The organism is Psychrobacter sp. 1U1 (assembly GCF_051847535.1).
Taxonomy (GTDB): domain Bacteria; phylum Pseudomonadota; class Gammaproteobacteria; order Pseudomonadales; family Moraxellaceae; genus Psychrobacter; species Psychrobacter saeujeotis.
On record NZ_JBPYDD010000001.1, the window covers coordinates 488,040 to 506,130 of the forward strand.

An 18,091-nucleotide genomic window follows, 5' to 3' on the forward strand; every position below is an offset into this window, starting at 1 on the left:
CCCTTAGAATAACGGCTTGTTTTCTATGCAAATCAAGCCGTTTTTTATGTCTATAAATAATCCAGCCCACGCTGAATCGGTCGTACAATCTGCCAGCGATCATCCATTGTTGCAGCCGCTTAATATTGGCGGTTTGTCGATTGAAAATCGTCTGATGGTCGCACCTATGGCAGGGGTGACGGACAATCCTTTTCGTAGGCTGTGTAAGTCGTTTGGCGCAGGTCATGCAGTCAGCGAGATGATTATCGCTGATACAGCACTTTATGCGCGCAAAAAATCTCTCTATCGTGCCAATTTTGATAATGAAATCGCGCCAATTTCTGCGCAGATAGCAGGAGCTGAGCCGGATAAACTTGCCGAGGCAGCGCATTATCAGATTGATAATGGCGCGCAGATTATCGATATCAATATGGGCTGTCCTGCCAAAAAAGTCTGTCGCAAGCTGGCAGGTTCGGCGTTGTTGCAAGACGAAGACTTGGTCGCGCGTTTATTAGATGCTGCGGTAAATAGCGTCAATGCGCCGGTGACATTAAAAACGCGCTTAGGTTTTGAAAATGGACGAGAGAATATTTTGCGCGTGGCGAAGCGAGCAGAGCAAGCAGGCATTGCTGCCATTGCTATTCATGGGCGCACGCGTGAGGATATGTATACCGGTGAAGCGCGTTATGAGCTGATACGAGAAGTCAAAGAGAGTATTAGTATTCCCGTCATTGCCAATGGCGATATCGATAGCGCGCAAAAAGCCCAACAGGTCTATGAGATGACAGGATGTGATGCGGTGATGATAGGACGGGCCGCCCAAGGACAACCGTGGTTATTTCGGGATATTGAGCATTTTTTACGTACTGGTGAGAGCCTTGACGCGCCAAGTGTTAGCGAGATAAAAGACATCGTACTGGCCCATCTACAAGAGTTATATGATTTTTATGGTGAATACTCAGGTTGCCGTATTGCCCGTAAGCATATCGCTTGGTACACCACTGGCATTCCCAACTCTAATGCTTTTCGCCAAGCAATGTATGGCGAGGAAAGTACCGCTGGACAGTTTCGCGTGGTCGAAGATTTTTTGCAAACGCACGAATAACTTAAATAAATGTCATACCAAAAGTATTATCTATAATCCGCATTTTGAGTCTGAGCTTAAGGGTCTAAATCTGGGCTTGGATTTAGATTATCAGAATTTTCATTATAAAGTTTTTGATTCACACGCTGTGCCCCCTGCGGTGATTTTTCTTTTTGCCACGGGAAGCGTCCTTCTAGCTCGACTTGTAGTGATAAGCTTAAAAAAGTTCGAATGAGTACAATAAAACCTAATACTAAAACGCCGCGTAACGTCGGCTCTGTGACCACGGTTGCCATAATGTCGGCAGCGATGAGCACCTCTAAGCCTAATAAAATAGACTTACCAACGGTCTGTCTAATCTCGACATAGGTATCATGATTGAAGCCATTAGTTAATCGTATGCCGCGATAAAACGCAAAGAACAAACCGAAAAACATAATAAGTACACCAATGATTTCAACTACCTTGGCAACCAAATCGATATAATGGGCTAGCATTTCTATCAAAATATATCCTTATTATCAAAAATCTTAGTTAAGTAAAGAACTAGTTAACCAAAGACCCGCCATAATATCCAAAACAATCCTGCCATGATGGCTGCAATCACTAAAAGCCGCTTAGCCAAATAAGGGATGAGCGGTTTTTTATAGCCTATATCATCCAATTTACTATCGACGCCTTTTTGTAAGCTTCTAAAACCTTGCTCAGGTTGCGTTGTTTTGACGCGGTGCTTGACAAGCGTTTCAGTCGTGGTCTCTACCTCTGGTTCTCTATCGAAACTTAAAGCTTCATTTGGGATGCCTTGTCTATTGGCAATTGTAGTTAGGTTTTGATGTTGTTTATTCTTAATCTCGGTCTCATAGGCGTCAATACGTAATTTTGCTGCGTCCATGCTGATGTTTTCGTCTTGAGCCAACGTCTTGATTGCCATCACTAGATTGCCTTTTTCGACCATCATACCAATAGACTTGGGTAGCTTTGCACTGACAGGTTTTGAGTTTGAGTCGGAGTTAAACATGATGGTCCTTGCTATTTGATGACGTTAGAGCGCTTGTTAAGAATGCCAACCATTATAGCAATGTTATCTCTATAAAATTATTGTTCGATGGTATCGTTAATACTAAATTAAATGGATACACCAGATTATGACGCGAGACTGGGAAAAAAATTTCTTGCGTGCTGTGTCTACACTGACAGAGACTGCGCAAAACTTGTCCCAGTCTTACTGACTCTCTTTTTATTGGCCTGACTATAAAGCAAAACCTTTACAACTTGATAGTTTTTCAATATGACCTAAATTTACACAAAAAAATACCGCCGTCATAAAGATGATTGCGGTATTTTAAATAATGCTTACTTATCACCTAAAGCAGTAGTTTACATATCTTTCCAGCGTTGGATAGACTCTTTGATGACTTCTTTCGCTTCCGTGACATCACCCCATGATTCGACCACGGTAGTACCTGCTTTTTTCAGGTCTTTGTAGTGGCTAAAATGGAAATGTAGCTGCTTAATGAGCTGTTCTGGCAAATCTTCTAAGCTGTTGTAGGCATTACCATTGTTGCGATCATCAGCTGGTACGACAACGATTTTGTCATCTACTTCGCCATCATCGACGAACTTCATCACACCAATAACCTTGGCTTTTAAGAAAATACCAGTCGTTAATGGCTGCTCTGTAATAAGCAGTGCGTCAAGCTCATCGCCATCTTCATCAAGGGTTTGCGGGATAAAACCATAGTTGCAAGGTTTGGCAAAAATCTGTGGATCAATACGATCAAGCTCGAACACAGCCAATTCGCGATTCCACTCAATTTTGTGACTGCTGCCAGTTGGGATTTCGACTACGACATTAATAATGCCGCCATCAACATCGCCTGCGTCTAAGATTTTATTGAAATCTGCCATAAAATACTCCTATCTGCTCTTGTTATAAATGCTTGATTGGCTAAAAATGTTTACAGGATGATATGTGGCGTAGGATGTGTATCGCTGCGCCTCATCTGTGCCGCCTGCGAGTATAGCAAGTTTGACTTAAATTTTCTTGTTAAGCTTAAGTCTAAGAAGGCACGATATTATGCAAAATAAGACTCAATACTTTAGATTGGCATAAAATAATTAATATTTAATATAAAGTAGTAAGGCAGCTGCTATTTATAAGAAGCAATCGGGCGCAAATCGATCAAACCAGCATGACGTTTGGCGACATTATCGATAAACTTTTGGGTAATTTGCTCATAACTCAATGCTGCTCCTATTTGCTGGTCTCGCTTTGCATCATTATTCATTGTCACAAAATCCGCTAATCGTAGCATTTGCATGCCAGCATAACCGCAAGGGTTAATCGCATTAAACGCTGACAAATCACAATCTAAATTAAGTGCAATGCCATGATAGCTAAAGCCATGTTTAATCTTAAAACCTAATGAGGCAATTTTACCTAACATAATAGTGTCTTCTACTGACGAGTCAGATTGTTTATCTATATCGCTATCATCATCAGTATCGCCATTGGACGTATGAGACATGTTGGCATATAAATAGACACCCGGCGCATCACGGCGCGAATGAGCGCTAATAGTGCTACTAACATCGTTACTATCCGTTGGCGGCAGGATTTGTAGACAGTCGTTGACGACATCTTCTATCGCTTGTTCGGCATGTGATACTAGATTTCGAACACTCCAGCCAAGACTGTGTAAGTCAAATAGCCAATATACTACCAGTTGTCCATGGCCATGCCACGTGACTTGTCCACCGCGATCGGTCTTAATGATAGGCGTGTCTGTATGCTGTAGTATGTGCTCTTCTTTACCTGCCTGACCTAGGGTATAGACATCATTATGATCAACTATCCATAACTCATCAGGCGTACGTAAGCTTTGCTCTTTCTTTAAAGCAATGCGCTCAAGTGTGCGCTCAAGCATCGCATTATGAGTTGCATTATAGTCTGCAGAAGATAATGACTTACTGACAAGCATATCGCTTATTTGTGAAGCCTGTTGCGATGTTTCTTGTGAGGTTGTTTGCATAGTTTTTAGTGTGTGCTTTGGCATGAGGGTCAGCTTCTTATTGTGGTAGGTGCAATTTGTCGTATTTATGATTTGTTTAAGAGAGAATAATACATAATTAAAGATAATAACGAGTTTAGCAGTTTTTGCTATTATCACCCAGTCTGTAGATGACAGCTTATTTTATAAATAGGTTAATGTAGCCAAGTACTGCTTTAAAAGACAGCTGGTGCAAACCTATCAGTATGTGAATCAACCTTTTCATTCCTCACTCGATACGCTACATTAAGTAGCAACTGGCTAGAGTGCTTTCACTTTAGCATGTATGACAAGGAAGCAACATGACAGATAATGACCAAACTATAAACAGCGAAGCGATAAATAATCAAACGTCAATTGACTCTCAAAAGCCATTGAGTATTATTACGACGATAGCGCAATTACAAGCAAATTTTTCGCGCCTACAAACCTTGAGCCGTCATCAGCCCATTACTGATTGGAGCACGCGTGAGAGTCAGTTAGACAATCTAGAAGCGCTATTGAGCGATAATCAAACAACCTTAGCCAAGGCTATTAGTGCAGACTTTGGCTATCGTAGCGAGTCAGAGACGCAGTTTGCAGAGCTATTCCCTAGCTTTACAGGTATCAGTCATGCCAAAAAACATGGTAAAGCTTGGATGAAAACCCGCCGCGCATCCATATCAGCTTTATATATGCCTGCGCATAACGAGATTCAGCCGCAGCCCTTAGGCGTGGTCGGTATCATGGTGCCATGGAATTACCCATTATATTTGGCGATAGGGCCGATGATTGATGCCTTGACTGCTGGCAATCGAGTAATGGTTAAAATGAGTGAGGCTGCACCAAAATTTGCTGAGGCATTTGCTAAAGCAGTCGCGCATTATTTTTCATCAGATATGGTCTGTGTCGTACTGGGAGAAGTCGATATTGCTGAAGCTTTTAGTAAGCTGCCGTTTGATCATCTGCTTTATACTGGCTCTACTGCGGTCGGCAAAAAAGTCATGGCAGCAGCAGCACCGAACTTAACACCAGTGACACTTGAGCTGGGCGGTAAGTCGCCAGTCATCGTGCTCGATGATGTGAATTTAGAGAACGCAGTCAATCGCGTAATGATGGGCAAGACCCTTAACGCTGGTCAAACTTGTATCGCGCCTGATTATGTGTTGATTCAACGTCAATATCATGAGCGTTTTATTAGCCTAGCAAAAGAGTGGATGCAAAAACATTATCCTAATATTGGTAACAATCAAGACTATAGTCACATTATTAATGACGACCAGTTTAAGCGTGTAGCAGGTTATTTACAAAAATTGCCAGAAGAACGTGTACAGCCGCTTACTGATGTTAAGGCAAGTTCTGAGACACGTTTGATGCCTCCGGTTGTCGTTACTGATCCTGAAACGGACAGTGACGTGATGCAGGAGGAGATTTTTGCACCGATTCTTCCATTAATGGACTACGAAACACTTGATGATGCCATTCGTTTCATTAACGAGCGACCTCGTCCGTTAGCATTATATGTATTTGGTAATAATGATCGCGACGTTGATAAAGTACGCACGCATACGGTGTCGGGTGGTGTTTGTATTAACGAGGTCATCTTGCATGTGGCCCAGCATGATATGCCATTTGGCGGAGTAGGTCACTCAGGTATGGGGGCCTATCACGGTAAAGCAGGATTTGAGCGCTTAAGTCATATGAAGCCTGTCTTCGTACAATCGAAGCTTAATGGTATGAATTTGTTGTTGCCGCCTTATGGTGAGCTATTTAAAAAAGGTATGGCTCTGCTGTTAAAGTAGTTAATATTTAAGCTTCGTTATTTAAAGTATCAAAGCGTCTATTAGCATAGGCGCTGTTTTTTTATTTGAAATATAGTCAGTTTTTAAAAAAAGAGCTAAAACCATTAGCATGTACTACCAATTATAAGCTTTTTTTAGTCAAAAAAAGCACTAGTGATGAATAAGTAAGCGTTTGTCATCAATACTATAAATCGCTACACTTCGTAATATTACTAGATGGTAGTTGTGGTAAATTTATATTTCTGGTTAGCAATAAACTTTAATATTGATAATGACTGGCTAAAATAATAATAAATAGGACATAACATGCGCCAATGGATTGCGTTAAGTTTACTTTGTATGAGCGCGTTGTTACTGCCAATATCGGCATCAGCAGCCTGCCAATCACCTATCAAATTTGGCGCGCTGACTTGGGAGAGTGGTCAGTTTATCTCTGGTGTGCTTAAGTACATCACTGAAGATGGCTATGACTGTACGATCGAAGAAGTACCAGGAGCAGGCCCTGCGCTTGAGACGGCATTGTCACAGGACGATATTCAAGTCATTGGTGAGCAATGGGTTGGACGCTCGCCGATTATGGAACAAGCCATTGAACAGAATAAAGTGGCAGTCATTGGCGATACGCTCAAGGGCGGCGCAACTCAAGGTTGGTATGTACCCAAATATGTCTTAGAAGAAAACCCAGGTTTACGCAGTTATCAAGATTTGCCTAAATATGCTGAGTTATTTCCAGACCCTGAAGAACCTGGTAAGTCACGTTTTATGAACTGTCCATCAGGCTGGGCATGTGAGGTTTTTAATACTCGTTTGCTCAAAAATACTGGTTTAGACAGTACTTTTAACAATGCCCATCCTGGTACTGGGGCAGCTCTCGATGCTGAGATTGCCTCTGCGTTTGAGCAGCACAAACCGCTATTATTTTATTACTGGCAGCCTACGGGCTTGATGGCGAAATATGACTTTGCGTCATTAGAGTTCCCAGCTCATGATAATGCCTGCTGGCAAGATCTGTTACGAGCTGATGGTACCGCTGATTGTGTGTCTGGCTTTCCGGTGTCTCCTTTAGGTATTGCAGTATCCACGCCTTTTATAGAATCTAATCCCGAACTGGCTGAGGTCTTTAAACGAATTCAGTTTACCCCTGATGAGCTTAATGGCGCTATCTTAGAGATGAGTGAGACTAAGCGTAGTGGGGATGAGCAAGCGTTAGCGTTTTTACGTGATAACCCAAATGTTTGGCAAGAGTGGTTGTCTGATGAAGCAGCTAATCGTTTAGCTGCTAAGTTGGGTATAAGCTTAACAGGCGCGGCTGTTACTAATACTGGCGTTGTTAATGACAGTGCAGCCAGTGACAACCGATTAGGTCTAGCATCAAGCTTCCCTTCGTGGTCACTTGAGACTCCGCTGAATAATACTTTAGCAAGCGTCGTTCAAAACTATGGTGATGTGTTTCGTACCATCAGTACGATGGCGCTGACCTACTTGTTGCTCCCCATTGAGCGTCTGTTAACTATTATTCCCCCATGGATCATTATCGCGCTCGTGACGATACTGGGATGGTTTGGTGTCCGCAAAATATGGTTTGCGCTAGCCTGTGGTGCAGGGCTATTTTTAATTGGTGCTTTTGGTCTATGGGGCGCGCTCATCGATACCTTAGCGCTACTGATTGTATCAGTATTGGTTACGGTAGTGATTGGTATTCCTATTGGTATTGCCATGTCAGGTAGCAAGATACTTCGTAAGATTGTGACACCTGTACTAGATGTGATGCAGACCATGCCAAGCTTTGTTTATCTTATTCCGGTACTTATGTTGTTCGGGATTGGTAAAGTACCGGCGCTGTTTGCCACAGTCATTTATGCACTGCCGCCACTCATACGTCTAACGACTTTGGGTATTACTCAAGTCAATCATGAAATGGTCGAGGCAGGACGCTCATTTGGTAGCACTCATTTGCAGCTGCTTGTCTGGATTAAGCTGCCCCAAGCACTGCCTAGTATCATGGCGGGGATTAATCAAGCAGTAATGATGTCGCTTGCTATGGTAGTACTGGCTTCCATGATTGGTGCACCTGGTCTTGGCGAAGATGTCTTGCAATCTATCCAAACGCTCAATATCGGTCAAGGCTTACAAGCAGGTACCGCTATTGTCATCGTTGCTATTATTATCGACCGTATTACTCAAGCTTTTGGTCAAGGTAAGCGTGCGCGTCAAAAAACCATTGAAGGGGGCAAACGTCCGATTGGTTAGGAGTTTGCTTGGCGTTAAGGTGCACATGCCCCGTTAAAAATGAGCGTAACAAACAGCGAAATTGATAATAACGAAAACCATAACAACGACAACAATAAATACCAATAGCGAGAACCACGATGAATCATATCCAATTAGAGAATATCAGTAAGATTTATAATGCCAATAGTACGCAAGCACAGTCTGCACTGACGTTACTGGCTGAGGGTATGGACAGCATTAAGGTGAAAGAGCAAACTGGCTATTCAGTTGGGCTATATGATATTAATCTGAATGTTAAAGCGGGCGAGCTGCATTGTATTATGGGTTTGTCAGGCTCTGGCAAGTCAACATTGATACGCCATATCAACCGCTTAATTGATCCAACCAGCGGCAAAATATGGGTAGATACCTCTATCAATGCAAAAAATATCAATACAAAAAATACTCCCAATGTGCAGCCAACTACAATGACTGCTGACAACATTAAAGACCCAGTAGGATCTGAAAAATCATCTTCTGCGATCAATGTGTTAAAGCTTGACGATAAAGGGCTACAACACTATCGCCAGCAAACCGTTAGCATGGTGTTTCAGCATTTTGGCTTAGTGCCTCATATGACCGTCATGCAAAACGTCGCTTATGGTTTGCGCGTCCGTAAAATGAGTGTCAGTGAGCGCCATGAGGTTGCCCGGCACTGGCTTAATGAAGTGGGCTTGCAAAATTTGGAACACAGCTATCCTGATGAGTTATCAGGTGGTATGCAGCAGCGTGTTGGGCTTGCGCGCGCGCTGGCAACAGACAATCCTATTTTGCTGATGGATGAGGCGTTTTCTGCACTTGATCCACTGATCCGTGCTCAATTGCAAGATCAGCTGCTTGAGCTACAAGAGCGGTTGAATAAGACCATTGTCTTTATCACGCATGATATCGATGAAGCGGTCAAAGTCGGTCAACGTATTAGTATCTTAAATGGTGGGCGCTTAGTGCAAACGGGCACACCGCATGAGTTACGCTACCATCCAGCCGACGACTATGTCGCCCAGTTTATGAGTGCTAAAGCCTAAAGTAAGTAAAACATCTATAAACTAAAAAGAATGTAAGCCAGCTAAAAGCAATTGTCATAGTTTTTGGAAAAGCGTATAGCCAACAAATAAATTTTTCTCAGTTATGTATGTTTATCTATTTTATTTGGGACTGACGATATCAATGGTATTGACTACTCCAAAATGAAAATTAAGGAAATCATCATGGATAATTTTGAAGAACTAAGACAGCAAATGATAGATCGCCAACTTGCAGCTCGCGGCATTCACGATCAAACAGTGCTTAATGCGCTAGGTACGGTACCACGTGAAGCATTCATACCTACAGATCTCATCGAGTTTGCTTACAAAGACTCACCCCTACCTATTGAAGAAAACCAGACTATCTCACAACCCTTTATCGTTGCTTTGATGACGGCGGCACTTGAGTTGAAGTCAGACGACCGCGTACTGGAAGTCGGTACAGGGTCGGGATATGCTGCAGCTGTGCTTGCAGAGATTTGTGAGCATGTCTATACGGTTGAGCGCCACAAAGCTTTGGCAGATACTGCCCAGATGAGACTAAAAAAATTGGGGTATACCAATGTTCAGGTCAAGCATGGCGATGGGACAATTGGGTGGGTAGATTATGCTCCTTTTGATGCCATTATAGTTGCAGCAGGAGGACCTGAAGCGCCGCAAATCCTCAAAGAACAGCTCGCCATCGGCGGACGTATGGTCATTCCCGTTGGCTCAACATTGAAGTCACAAAAACTGGTTCGTATTCGGCGTATCAGTAAAGATGAATATGAGACAAAAGATTTGGGAAGTGTTCGTTTTGTACCTCTGATTGGTGCAGCAGGTTGGAAGGAGAAAAGGGATGAAAGCTAATAGAGCTTTGTCTGAATTGATTGGTCAATCAAGTGAACATTTTGCAAGTATTGATGACGTCAATCTAGATAATCTCATGGAGCGTATTGGAGACAGCCGTGTTGTATTGCTTGGCGAGTCATCACATGGCACGGCTGAATTTTATGAGATGCGCGCACGTATTACCAAAGAGCTCATAGAAAAGAAAGGCTTTACTATTGTCACTGCTGAAGCGGACTGGACAGATGCCGCACATATTAATCATTATATTCATGGAAGAGAGCAAGATGCTTTGCTACAGAATAAACCTTTCTCAAGATTCCCTACTTGGATGTGGGCCAATCAATCTATGCTTGAGTTTACCCATTGGCTTCATGCATACAATACTAAAATTGAGAATGCTAAAACTGAATCTTCAGAACAAAAAGTAGGTTTGTATGGTCTGGATTTATACAGCTTATACAGTTCTATTGACAGAGTATTGGACTATTTGCAAAAAGTGGATCCGAAGACGGCAGAAATTGTCCGCGGGCGTTATGATTGTCTGATACCTTGGGCAGATGACCCTGCTTTGTACGGCCGTGCAGTGATGACCGAGCAACATAAAAGTTGTGAAGCAGAAGTACTCAAAAATCTGCAGGATTTACTCAAAACAGAGTTAGAGCATTCTAAAGCTAACGAAGAGCAGTTTTTTGACGCCAAGCAAAATGCTCAGCTAATAGCCAATGCCGAACGCTATTACCGTACCCTATATTATGCTCAAAACAACTCATGGAACCAGCGCGATCAGCACATGTTTGACACACTACAGGCAGTGCTTGAGTTTAGAGGCACCCAATCAAAGGCAGTTGTTTGGGCACATAATTCCCACCTTGGTGATGCTCGAGCAACCCAAATGAGTACACGTGGCGAATTAAATATAGGCCAATTGGCGCGTCAAGAATATGCTGACAAAGTTTATAATATAGGTTTTGGTACTGATCATGGTACGGTTGCTGCTGCGTCTAGCTGGGGCGGGCCCATGAAGATAAAACAAGTACAGCCATCACATGTTGACAGCTATGAACGTATTTTTCACAAGGTCGCTGCTGATAATTTTCTTTTACCACTGCGCTATCCACTACATAAGGACATTCGTAAAAAATTGCTTCCAGAGCGATTAGAGCGAGCGATAGGCGTCATTTATAGACCTGAAACTGAGTTACAGAGTCATTACTTTTATGCCTCTTTGCCAGCCCAGTTCGATGAGTACATCTGGTTTGATAACACGCGTGCCGTTGAAGCGCTGCCAAAACAGCGAGAGGAAGGATCATTCGATACCTTCCCGTTTGGTTATTGAGAATACGCTCTAGGCAATCGTAGTAATTTTGCTGCAATCAACAGCGAATTCTGAAAAAAACAACAAACTTCGTTATACTTGACCTTTTATTGATGACTCATGAACAGTAATCATTTTGAGCTTATCAATCACCTATTATGTCGCTTTAAGTGTTAGGTGACGTTTATTTCTTATTTTTGCGTTTTAAGGCCCTAGCATGACCGTTACCTATGCACCTATTATTACCTCGTTACTTGATAACGATTTGTACAAATTCACCATGCTACAAGCCATGCTACATCAGTTTCCACAGACGCATGGGGTTTATCGTTTTCGTTGCCGTAATAATAAAGACACCGCTTATCCGCTAGCAGATATTAAAGCGTCACTTGAGCAGCAGCTCGACAGTTTATGTGAATTGCGGTTTTTAGAAGACGAGTTGGAATATTTACGAGGGTTGCGTTTTATTCGTTCAGACTTCGTTGATTATCTTGAGCTGTTTCAGCTAAAGCGTCGATTTATTACGGTCAGTACTGACTCAAAAGGCAGGTTATGTATTGATATTGAAGGACCGATGATACAAGCGATGTTCTTTGAAGTGTTTGTATTAGCCATCGTGAATGAGCTATATTTTAATGCATTGTCTGATCCTAGTGTGATTAAAGAAGGCCAGCGTAGACTGGATGCAAAAGTTGCCTTGTTGCATAATTATGCAATAGAACAAGCCCAATACAGTCATGACACACCGCCTTTTATTGTCGCTGATTTCGGTACTCGCCGGCGTTTTAGCAAAGCTTGGCAAGCGCATGTAGTTGAGACTCTACACAAAGCTGCTCCAAAAATAGTTGGCGGTACCTCTAATGTATATTTGGCAAAAGAGCTGGGAATGACGCCAATCGGCACGATGGCACATGAGTTTATGCAAGCGTTTCAGGCACTAGATGTGCGTTTGCGTGATTCACAAAAAGCGGCGCTTGAGGCGTGGGTACATGAGTATCGCGGCGACTTGGGCATTGCTTTAACAGATGTCGTTGGTATGGATGCATTCTTACGCGACTTTGATTTGTATTTTGCCAAGCTATTTGACGGCCTGCGTCACGACAGCGGAGATCCCTATATTTGGGGTGATAAAGCAATCACTCATTATAAAAAATTAAAGATAGACCCCAAGACCAAAATTTTGACCTTTAGTGACGGTCTGAATCTCAATAAGGCGTGGGAGCTGCATCAGTATTTTAAAGATCGTATCAAAACCAGCTTTGGCATCGGCACCAATCTCACTAATGATATGGGCATCACGCCAATTAATATCGTTCTTAAACTGGTTGAATGCAATGGGCAGCCAGTTGCTAAGTTGTCTGACAGCCCAGGTAAGACGATGATCAATAATGATACGTATCTTGCCTATTTGCGCCAAGTCTTTGAGGTCGATGAGCCAGAGTAACGACCGTCTAAAGATCGTTATTCTCTGTTTTCTCTTCCTCAGCAAATGCTGCATCTAATGCTTGTTGCACGGCATTGATACGAGTTTCGCATACGCGATAAGCGGCGATTGACTCTTCAACGGTTGTCATTAGGTTATCAATATCAGGCTCATCTTGTTGTTGTAGTTCAGCTGCATTGGTCTTTAGAATATCGTAAGCCGCCTTAAAGGTTTTTGGGGCGGCTTTTTTGCGTCGGCGAGCAGGGGTTGTCATAAGGTTTCCTAGTTTCTTGTAATGGTCTAAGTAGATAATATGGTTTGAGTAAGTAAATAATTATTAAAAACTGTTTTATGATTCGATTAGCGTATTAGCAGATTCTGTCATCTTGTTATTAGTTTTGATATCAATAATCTGCGCTTTTGCTTTACCGTCTTTTAAGACAATATGAATGGTCTGCTCGGGATAAAGCTGCGTACTGCTGGTCAATATCTGCTTATCTTTTGTATCAGTCAGCATGGTATAGCCTTGTTTGAGTACGCGAGACGGACGATGTAGTAGTACAATATCACGTAGATGCTCGCTGTTACGCTGCGCTTGTATGACGCGCTGCTGAGCATTTTGCATAACAGTTTTTTGATAATCCTTACTATTTGTAGCAGCCGTTGCCAACTGCTGATAAGCTGAGGATTGGGTCTGCGCGCGTAGCTCACTAGTTCGTCTTGCTGCCTGCTTAACTTGGCGCTGTGCGCTTTGCTGAATGCTACGCCACGCATAATCGCTGTCTTTTCGCAGTGCGGTTAGCTGACCGACAGTTTGCGATTGTATTTGGCTCAGTTGTCGTGACGTTCTTTGCTCAGCCATATTCAACTGCCGCTTTGCTGCTTGCTTAATCTGTGCTTGGTATTGCAGCGTCTGAGTGACTAGCTGGGCTAAATGCGCCATTATAGCTGCAATCACTTTAGATGGCGTATCAAAGCTAGTATGCGCGACCTCATCTAAGATAACTTTGTCACGCTCGTGACCAATACCGACCCACACAGGGATAGGCTGCTCAGCGACTAGGGCCGCTAGCTCATAATCATTGAGATAGGCTAAATCACCAACGGCACCGCCGCCGCGAATAATCACTAACAAATCTGGTAGACGCTGATAAGTATCTTGGAATTGCTGTTGGACGCTAACAATTGCTTGGCGGATCTCGCTTGGGGCATGATTGCCCTGAAAGGTAGCATGATGATAATGAAACTGACACGCACCGGTACTGGCTAAGCGGTTTGCGTCGGCTTGAAAATCACCCAATCCTGCGGCCTTTTCGGGTGCGATGACCAGCACATGCTCAATATCAAATGGCGTAGGCAGCTGCTGGTTCAGGTGTAACAAACCTTCACCGGTTAAGCGGTCGATCATCTCGGCATATTGCCGCGCCAAGTCGCCTAACGTATAGCTGGGATCGATGTCTTCGATAGTAAGCGAGAAGCCGTACTGTGCATGAAAACCTGCCGATACTTTGAGCAGTACCGTTAAATCGCGCTCAAGTGGCATGCCAGTTGCGCGCTCAAACTTTGCTAAGACGCGGGCGGCTTTAAAACGCCACAGGTTGCCACGGCAGCTTGCGATAACTTTACCATCGTCGTCTTTTTCTGCCAATTCAAAGTAATAATGTCCACCTTTGCTAGACAGGTTGCGAATCTCCGCTTTTACCCACACGCGATGATTAAAGGTTTGCTTGATAACCATATCAACTGCTGATAGATAATCGCTAAGACGCAGAACGGTGTCTTCTAAATTGACTTCAGGACTGTTTTCTTGCTCAGCAAGTTCAGCCTCCAATGTCGCCAAATCCTTAGCAGGAGCCAATACTTTCGCTTGTTTAGTATTTGAGAGATTGGGTTTGCGCATAATAATAAACCAAAGGTAAGGAGAGATTAAAAGCTGGGTGTTTGTAGTCTGTTTATTTATAAATTGATTGTTTTAGACGAAATAAGATGGGTCAAACATTTGACACGACAGTTTAACCCAAAAACGGACATACAAAAAGAGAGAACAGTAATGCTGCAATTAACCCATCTTGTTGGTTATAGACTGACTGTCAATCACTGACAACGAAAGTTGATCTTGTACTCATAATCGTCGCTACGGGACAAATCTGGCGTACCAGTGCCGAAGATTGAGCCGATAACCGCACCAGCTTGTCCAACCATACGTCCAGTGCGCTCATCCAAGATACCGTTATACGTCACTTTGTCATCGACGATAATCACTTGCTTACTCTTGCAAGTCTTTTGCGCGCTGTCTATCGCATTTTGCTGAGCCTTTACTTTGGTATCTGCGATACCAGTCGTTTCATAAATAGAGTTAGCACGCTGGATAACAGGTGATGAAGGCGTACTTTGACACGCACTCAAGGTGAGGGCTGCGGTGACAGTAGCCGTCAATACTGTGGTTTTACTAAGGGTCTTCATAAATTATCCTTAATTTTTGTACATTGTTTCTAGATGATAGGCACGAAAATTCACTAATTACTCAAAATGATGGATTATAACAAGCAAAAGTCAAACAAACAGCAACAGTACACAGCAAATCACTTGAAATATAAATCATATCTAGGATAATTAACCTATCTATTCTCAGTTTATAAGTAAATCTATGCAATTGATTCCTGCTCCGGCTGGTGTGCTTGAAGTTGACGCACTATGGCAACAAGATAACCCTAATGATCCAGATACCGATACAGTGGCGCTGCTTTGCCATCCCAACCCACTTTTTGATGGTACGATGAACAATAAAGTGGTCACGACTATGTATCGTTTTGCTCGTGACAACGGTATGCATGTAGTGCGTTTTAACTTTCGCGGAGTCGGGCAGTCGACTGGTGAGCATGATTATGCCGACGGTGAAGTAGTAGATGCAATGACCGTGCTACAATGGATTGCAGAACAAAGCGCTGCACGCAAGCTATGGCTTGGTGGTTTCTCTTTTGGTGGCTATGTGACAGCGCGCGTCGCTGAGCAAATACTTGAAGCCTCTCATATTTGGGGGTTGAGTGATTTTGAAGTTGCAAAAATCGCCCTTATCGCACCATCAGTGGAGAAGAACGACAGCAGTGATTTGTATTTACCAGCCGACAAGACCTTTGAGATTTATGGTAATGCTGATGAGGTGATTGAGCCTGCCATTATGCAGGCATTTGCTGAACGCTTAGGTATCAGTGTTAGTGTGGTGGACGGTGCAGGGCATTTTTTCCATGGACGTTTATCTGAGCTTAAGGGTTTATTAGAAGAGCACAGCTTTGGTAGTGATACATAGATTTTACTTAATAGTTTTATCTATCAGTATTACTCTTAATTATAACTGGTTCTCAGTTTTGCCGAGATGTGGTGAAGCAAGATCAACAGTTTACTTTATTATTTATTTTGTCTAACGATGAGTCGCATTATGAGATTATCGCCATTGCAACGCTACGAACAAGCGATTAGTACTGATGAGTTTACTCGAGATGAGCAACAATATCAGGCTATGAGCTACCTTGATGATCTTTATCATCAGCTTAATAGTAGTGCCGAACAAAAAAAGGGCTTTTTCAGTTTTTTAAAGTCAAAACCTGCCGTACCAAAAGGTCTATATATGTGGGGCGGCGTTGGCCGCGGTAAAACATGGATGATGGACATGTTTTATGACTCTTTGACGATTGAGCGTAAGATGCGTCAGCATTTTCATCATTTTATGCAGCGCGTACATAGCGAGCTAAATACGTTACAAGGTCAAAGTGATCCGCTAGAAAAAGTCGCTGATATTATTCATACAGAAGCGCTGATTATCTGTTTCGATGAGTTTTTTGTCTCTAACGTCTCTGATGCAATGATCCTAGGGGATCTGTTTACTATGTTGTTTAACCGCGGTGTTACCTTGGTTGCCACTTCTAATATTGAACCATCGGGCTTGTACAAAGATGGCTTACATCGAGATCGTTTCTTGCCTGCCATTGCTGAGGTTGAGCGTCATACTACCGTGATGAATATTGACTCAGGCATTGATTATCGTTTGCGTGTATTACAGCAAGCAGAGCTGTATGAGTCGCCGATGACCAAAGCCAATCATCACTGGCTTGCCAACCGTTTTGCCAGCTTATCTAATAATCAAAAAATCAGTAACGAGCCCATCGTTATCAATGGCCGTGAAATAAAAATCAATGCTCGTACCGAAGATATTTTGTTCTGCGATTTTCGTCATCTGTGTATGGAGCCGCGTTCTGCCTCTGATTTTATTGAAATTGCTAAGCGATTTAACACTGTGCTGGTCAATGCAGTACCAGCACTAGACGATGACTTGCGCGATCCTACTCGTCGTTTTATTTATCTGGTAGATGAGTTTTATGATCGCCGTGTCAAGCTACTGGTACGAGCGGAACAATCGATTCTAGAGCTGTACCAAGGAGAAAAGCTCGCGTTTGAGATCGAACGTACACGTTCACGCTTGCTTGAGATGCAATCAGAAGATTATTTAAAAATGCAGCATCGTGTTGAAAACGTTGACGCTGCGTAGCTGTTTTTTGATTTAACTATCAAGTATTTAGTTGTAGAATACCACTCATACTGAGCGACAATAATGATAATAATTAAGGATAGATGATGAATGTATCTGACGAAAATAAGAATAATAAAGAGATAGTTGTTGATGATAAAGGAGTTGATAATACAGACATTACTGGTGAGCAACTAATCAACTGGATTAATTCAAGACGCAGTATGGGAAATCTGGATGCTCCAGCACCAACTCGTGCCCAAATCCAAGAGGCTATTGAATGCGCTGCAACTGCGCCTGATCATAAGAAGCTTCGCCCATGGCGCTTTATTGTGACGGAAGGCGATGCTCGTCATGAGCTGGGTCTTGCCCTTCTTGAAGCTGCAAAGACAAAAGCGGGGCAAGATGGCGAGGACTTGTCTGAAAAAACCATCAAAAAAACTCGAAATATGCCATTACGCGCCCCCCTTATCATTACTGTTGCGACTCAAATGCAAGCACACAAAAAAGTCCCACCTTTTGAGCAAATGCTAAGTGCTGGTGCTGCTGTACAAAATTTGATTTTGGCTCTAAAAGCGCAAGGTTTTAGTACCGTATGGCGCACAGGGTTACTGTGTAACGAGCCTGCGGTAAAAGCGTATTTCGATGTCGGTCCAGATGATTATGTCACCGCTTTTGTTTATATTGGCACTAGTTCCAAAGATGAGCCAAAACGTAAACCGATCGATATCGAACCGTTAGTACGCTTTGAATCATAAGCGTCATTTTATTGGTTTTAATCATAGCTGGTGTGGTGATGTATCAGAACTA

17 protein-coding genes are annotated in these 18,091 nt (G+C 42.8%); 10 read left to right on the forward strand and 7 right to left on the reverse strand.

The annotated features are described in order from the left end of the window. Positions 1 to 46: 46 nt before the first annotated feature. Positions 47 to 1,084: a tRNA dihydrouridine synthase DusB gene (dusB, locus tag ACS8FB_RS01940; RefSeq protein ID WP_439260752.1), complete on the forward strand. Its 1,038-nt coding sequence runs from the start codon at positions 47 to 49 to the stop codon at positions 1,082 to 1,084. Between the two features lie 56 nt (positions 1,085 to 1,140). On the opposite strand, the gene ACS8FB_RS01945 is transcribed toward dusB, so the two are convergent. The 4 genes from ACS8FB_RS01945 to ACS8FB_RS01960 all read right to left on the reverse strand — a co-directional run bounded on the left by ACS8FB_RS01945 (position 1,141) and on the right by ACS8FB_RS01960 (position 4,095). Then, a complete protein-coding gene (locus tag ACS8FB_RS01945; RefSeq protein WP_439260834.1) occupies positions 1,141 to 1,560 on the reverse strand; it encodes a DUF1622 domain-containing protein in 420 nt (139 codons plus the stop codon). A 53-nt stretch (positions 1,561 to 1,613) separates the two neighbouring features. After that, positions 1,614 to 2,081, reverse strand: coding sequence for a hypothetical protein (locus ACS8FB_RS01950; protein WP_439260753.1), 468 nt, complete (start codon positions 2,079 to 2,081; stop codon positions 1,614 to 1,616). 359 nt (positions 2,082 to 2,440) lie between these two features. Then, complete coding sequence (locus tag ACS8FB_RS01955) at positions 2,441 to 2,971, reverse strand: inorganic diphosphatase (protein WP_439260754.1); 531 nt, start codon at positions 2,969 to 2,971, stop codon at positions 2,441 to 2,443. Between the two features lie 242 nt (positions 2,972 to 3,213). After that, on the reverse strand, positions 3,214 to 4,095 hold the full coding sequence (locus ACS8FB_RS01960; protein ID WP_439260835.1) for a lipoyl protein ligase domain-containing protein: 882 nt from the start codon (positions 4,093 to 4,095) through the stop codon (positions 3,214 to 3,216). Positions 4,096 to 4,415: 320 nt separating this feature from the next. Between ACS8FB_RS01960 and ACS8FB_RS01965 the strand changes: the two genes are divergently transcribed. The 6 genes from ACS8FB_RS01965 to pncB all read left to right on the forward strand — a co-directional run bounded on the left by ACS8FB_RS01965 (position 4,416) and on the right by pncB (position 12,780). Then, a complete protein-coding gene (locus ACS8FB_RS01965; protein WP_439260755.1) occupies positions 4,416 to 5,894 on the forward strand; it encodes a coniferyl aldehyde dehydrogenase in 1,479 nt (492 codons plus the stop codon). 306 nt (positions 5,895 to 6,200) lie between these two features. Next, a complete protein-coding gene (locus ACS8FB_RS01970; protein ID WP_439260756.1) occupies positions 6,201 to 8,144 on the forward strand; it encodes a glycine betaine ABC transporter substrate-binding protein in 1,944 nt (647 codons plus the stop codon). Between the two features lie 119 nt (positions 8,145 to 8,263). Then, complete coding sequence (locus ACS8FB_RS01975; protein WP_439260757.1) at positions 8,264 to 9,190, forward strand: ATP-binding cassette domain-containing protein; 927 nt, start codon at positions 8,264 to 8,266, stop codon at positions 9,188 to 9,190. 183 nt (positions 9,191 to 9,373) lie between these two features. Continuing rightward, the gene (locus tag ACS8FB_RS01980) at positions 9,374 to 10,039 is read left to right on the forward strand and encodes a protein-L-isoaspartate(D-aspartate) O-methyltransferase (protein ID WP_439260758.1); all 666 of its coding nucleotides are present in this window, start codon (positions 9,374 to 9,376) and stop codon (positions 10,037 to 10,039) included. Next, a complete protein-coding gene (locus ACS8FB_RS01985; RefSeq protein WP_439260759.1) occupies positions 10,029 to 11,357 on the forward strand; it encodes an erythromycin esterase family protein in 1,329 nt (442 codons plus the stop codon). Before ACS8FB_RS01980 ends, ACS8FB_RS01985 begins: the two co-directional genes overlap by 11 nt. 196 nt (positions 11,358 to 11,553) lie before the next feature. Continuing rightward, the gene (pncB, locus tag ACS8FB_RS01990) at positions 11,554 to 12,780 is read left to right on the forward strand and encodes a nicotinate phosphoribosyltransferase (protein ID WP_439260760.1); all 1,227 of its coding nucleotides are present in this window, start codon (positions 11,554 to 11,556) and stop codon (positions 12,778 to 12,780) included. 7 nt (positions 12,781 to 12,787) lie between these two features. On the opposite strand, the gene xseB is transcribed toward pncB, so the two are convergent. From xseB to ACS8FB_RS02005, 3 genes are all read right to left on the reverse strand, one after another. Beyond that, positions 12,788 to 13,033, reverse strand: a complete 246-nt coding sequence (xseB, locus tag ACS8FB_RS01995; RefSeq protein ID WP_439260761.1) for an exodeoxyribonuclease VII small subunit — start codon at positions 13,031 to 13,033, stop codon at positions 12,788 to 12,790. A gap of 75 nt (positions 13,034 to 13,108) precedes the next feature. Further along, positions 13,109 to 14,659, reverse strand: a complete 1,551-nt coding sequence (xseA, locus tag ACS8FB_RS02000; protein ID WP_439260762.1) for an exodeoxyribonuclease VII large subunit — start codon at positions 14,657 to 14,659, stop codon at positions 13,109 to 13,111. 194 nt (positions 14,660 to 14,853) lie between these two features. Then, complete coding sequence (locus ACS8FB_RS02005) at positions 14,854 to 15,222, reverse strand: hypothetical protein (RefSeq protein WP_439260763.1); 369 nt, start codon at positions 15,220 to 15,222, stop codon at positions 14,854 to 14,856. 184 nt (positions 15,223 to 15,406) lie between these two features. On the opposite strand from ACS8FB_RS02005, the gene ACS8FB_RS02010 reads away from it, so the two are divergent. The 3 genes from ACS8FB_RS02010 to ACS8FB_RS02020 all read left to right on the forward strand — a co-directional run bounded on the left by ACS8FB_RS02010 (position 15,407) and on the right by ACS8FB_RS02020 (position 18,039). Then, positions 15,407 to 16,066, forward strand: a complete 660-nt coding sequence (locus ACS8FB_RS02010; protein ID WP_439260764.1) for an alpha/beta hydrolase — start codon at positions 15,407 to 15,409, stop codon at positions 16,064 to 16,066. Positions 16,067 to 16,195: 129 nt separating this feature from the next. Next, positions 16,196 to 17,302, forward strand: coding sequence for a cell division protein ZapE (gene zapE / locus ACS8FB_RS02015; protein ID WP_439260765.1), 1,107 nt, complete (start codon positions 16,196 to 16,198; stop codon positions 17,300 to 17,302). A gap of 86 nt (positions 17,303 to 17,388) precedes the next feature. Then, positions 17,389 to 18,039: a nitroreductase family protein gene (locus ACS8FB_RS02020; protein ID WP_439260766.1), complete on the forward strand. Its 651-nt coding sequence runs from the start codon at positions 17,389 to 17,391 to the stop codon at positions 18,037 to 18,039. Positions 18,040 to 18,091 lie beyond the last annotated feature (52 nt).

What these genes read in the sequence shown, in the direction of transcription:
- dusB (WP_439260752.1), top strand. Translation starts at nt 47, where the DNA reads ATGTCTATAAATAATCCAGCCCACGCTGAATCGGTCGTACAATCTGCC.
- ACS8FB_RS01945 (WP_439260834.1), bottom strand. Translation starts at nt 1,560, where the DNA reads ATGCTAGCCCATTATATCGATTTGGTTGCCAAGGTAGTTGAAATCATT.
- ACS8FB_RS01950 (WP_439260753.1), bottom strand. Translation starts at nt 2,081, where the DNA reads ATGTTTAACTCCGACTCAAACTCAAAACCTGTCAGTGCAAAGCTACCC.
- ACS8FB_RS01955 (WP_439260754.1), bottom strand. Translation starts at nt 2,971, where the DNA reads ATGGCAGATTTCAATAAAATCTTAGACGCAGGCGATGTTGATGGCGGC.
- ACS8FB_RS01960 (WP_439260835.1), bottom strand. Translation starts at nt 4,095, where the DNA reads ATGCAAACAACCTCACAAGAAACATCGCAACAGGCTTCACAAATAAGC.
- ACS8FB_RS01965 (WP_439260755.1), top strand. Translation starts at nt 4,416, where the DNA reads ATGACAGATAATGACCAAACTATAAACAGCGAAGCGATAAATAATCAA.
- ACS8FB_RS01970 (WP_439260756.1), top strand. Translation starts at nt 6,201, where the DNA reads ATGCGCCAATGGATTGCGTTAAGTTTACTTTGTATGAGCGCGTTGTTA.
- ACS8FB_RS01975 (WP_439260757.1), top strand. Translation starts at nt 8,264, where the DNA reads ATGAATCATATCCAATTAGAGAATATCAGTAAGATTTATAATGCCAAT.
- ACS8FB_RS01980 (WP_439260758.1), top strand. Translation starts at nt 9,374, where the DNA reads ATGGATAATTTTGAAGAACTAAGACAGCAAATGATAGATCGCCAACTT.
- ACS8FB_RS01985 (WP_439260759.1), top strand. Translation starts at nt 10,029, where the DNA reads ATGAAAGCTAATAGAGCTTTGTCTGAATTGATTGGTCAATCAAGTGAA.
- pncB (WP_439260760.1), top strand. Translation starts at nt 11,554, where the DNA reads ATGACCGTTACCTATGCACCTATTATTACCTCGTTACTTGATAACGAT.
- xseB (WP_439260761.1), bottom strand. Translation starts at nt 13,033, where the DNA reads ATGACAACCCCTGCTCGCCGACGCAAAAAAGCCGCCCCAAAAACCTTT.
- xseA (WP_439260762.1), bottom strand. Translation starts at nt 14,659, where the DNA reads ATGCGCAAACCCAATCTCTCAAATACTAAACAAGCGAAAGTATTGGCT.
- ACS8FB_RS02005 (WP_439260763.1), bottom strand. Translation starts at nt 15,222, where the DNA reads ATGAAGACCCTTAGTAAAACCACAGTATTGACGGCTACTGTCACCGCA.
- ACS8FB_RS02010 (WP_439260764.1), top strand. Translation starts at nt 15,407, where the DNA reads ATGCAATTGATTCCTGCTCCGGCTGGTGTGCTTGAAGTTGACGCACTA.
- zapE (WP_439260765.1), top strand. Translation starts at nt 16,196, where the DNA reads ATGAGATTATCGCCATTGCAACGCTACGAACAAGCGATTAGTACTGAT.
- ACS8FB_RS02020 (WP_439260766.1), top strand. Translation starts at nt 17,389, where the DNA reads ATGAATGTATCTGACGAAAATAAGAATAATAAAGAGATAGTTGTTGAT.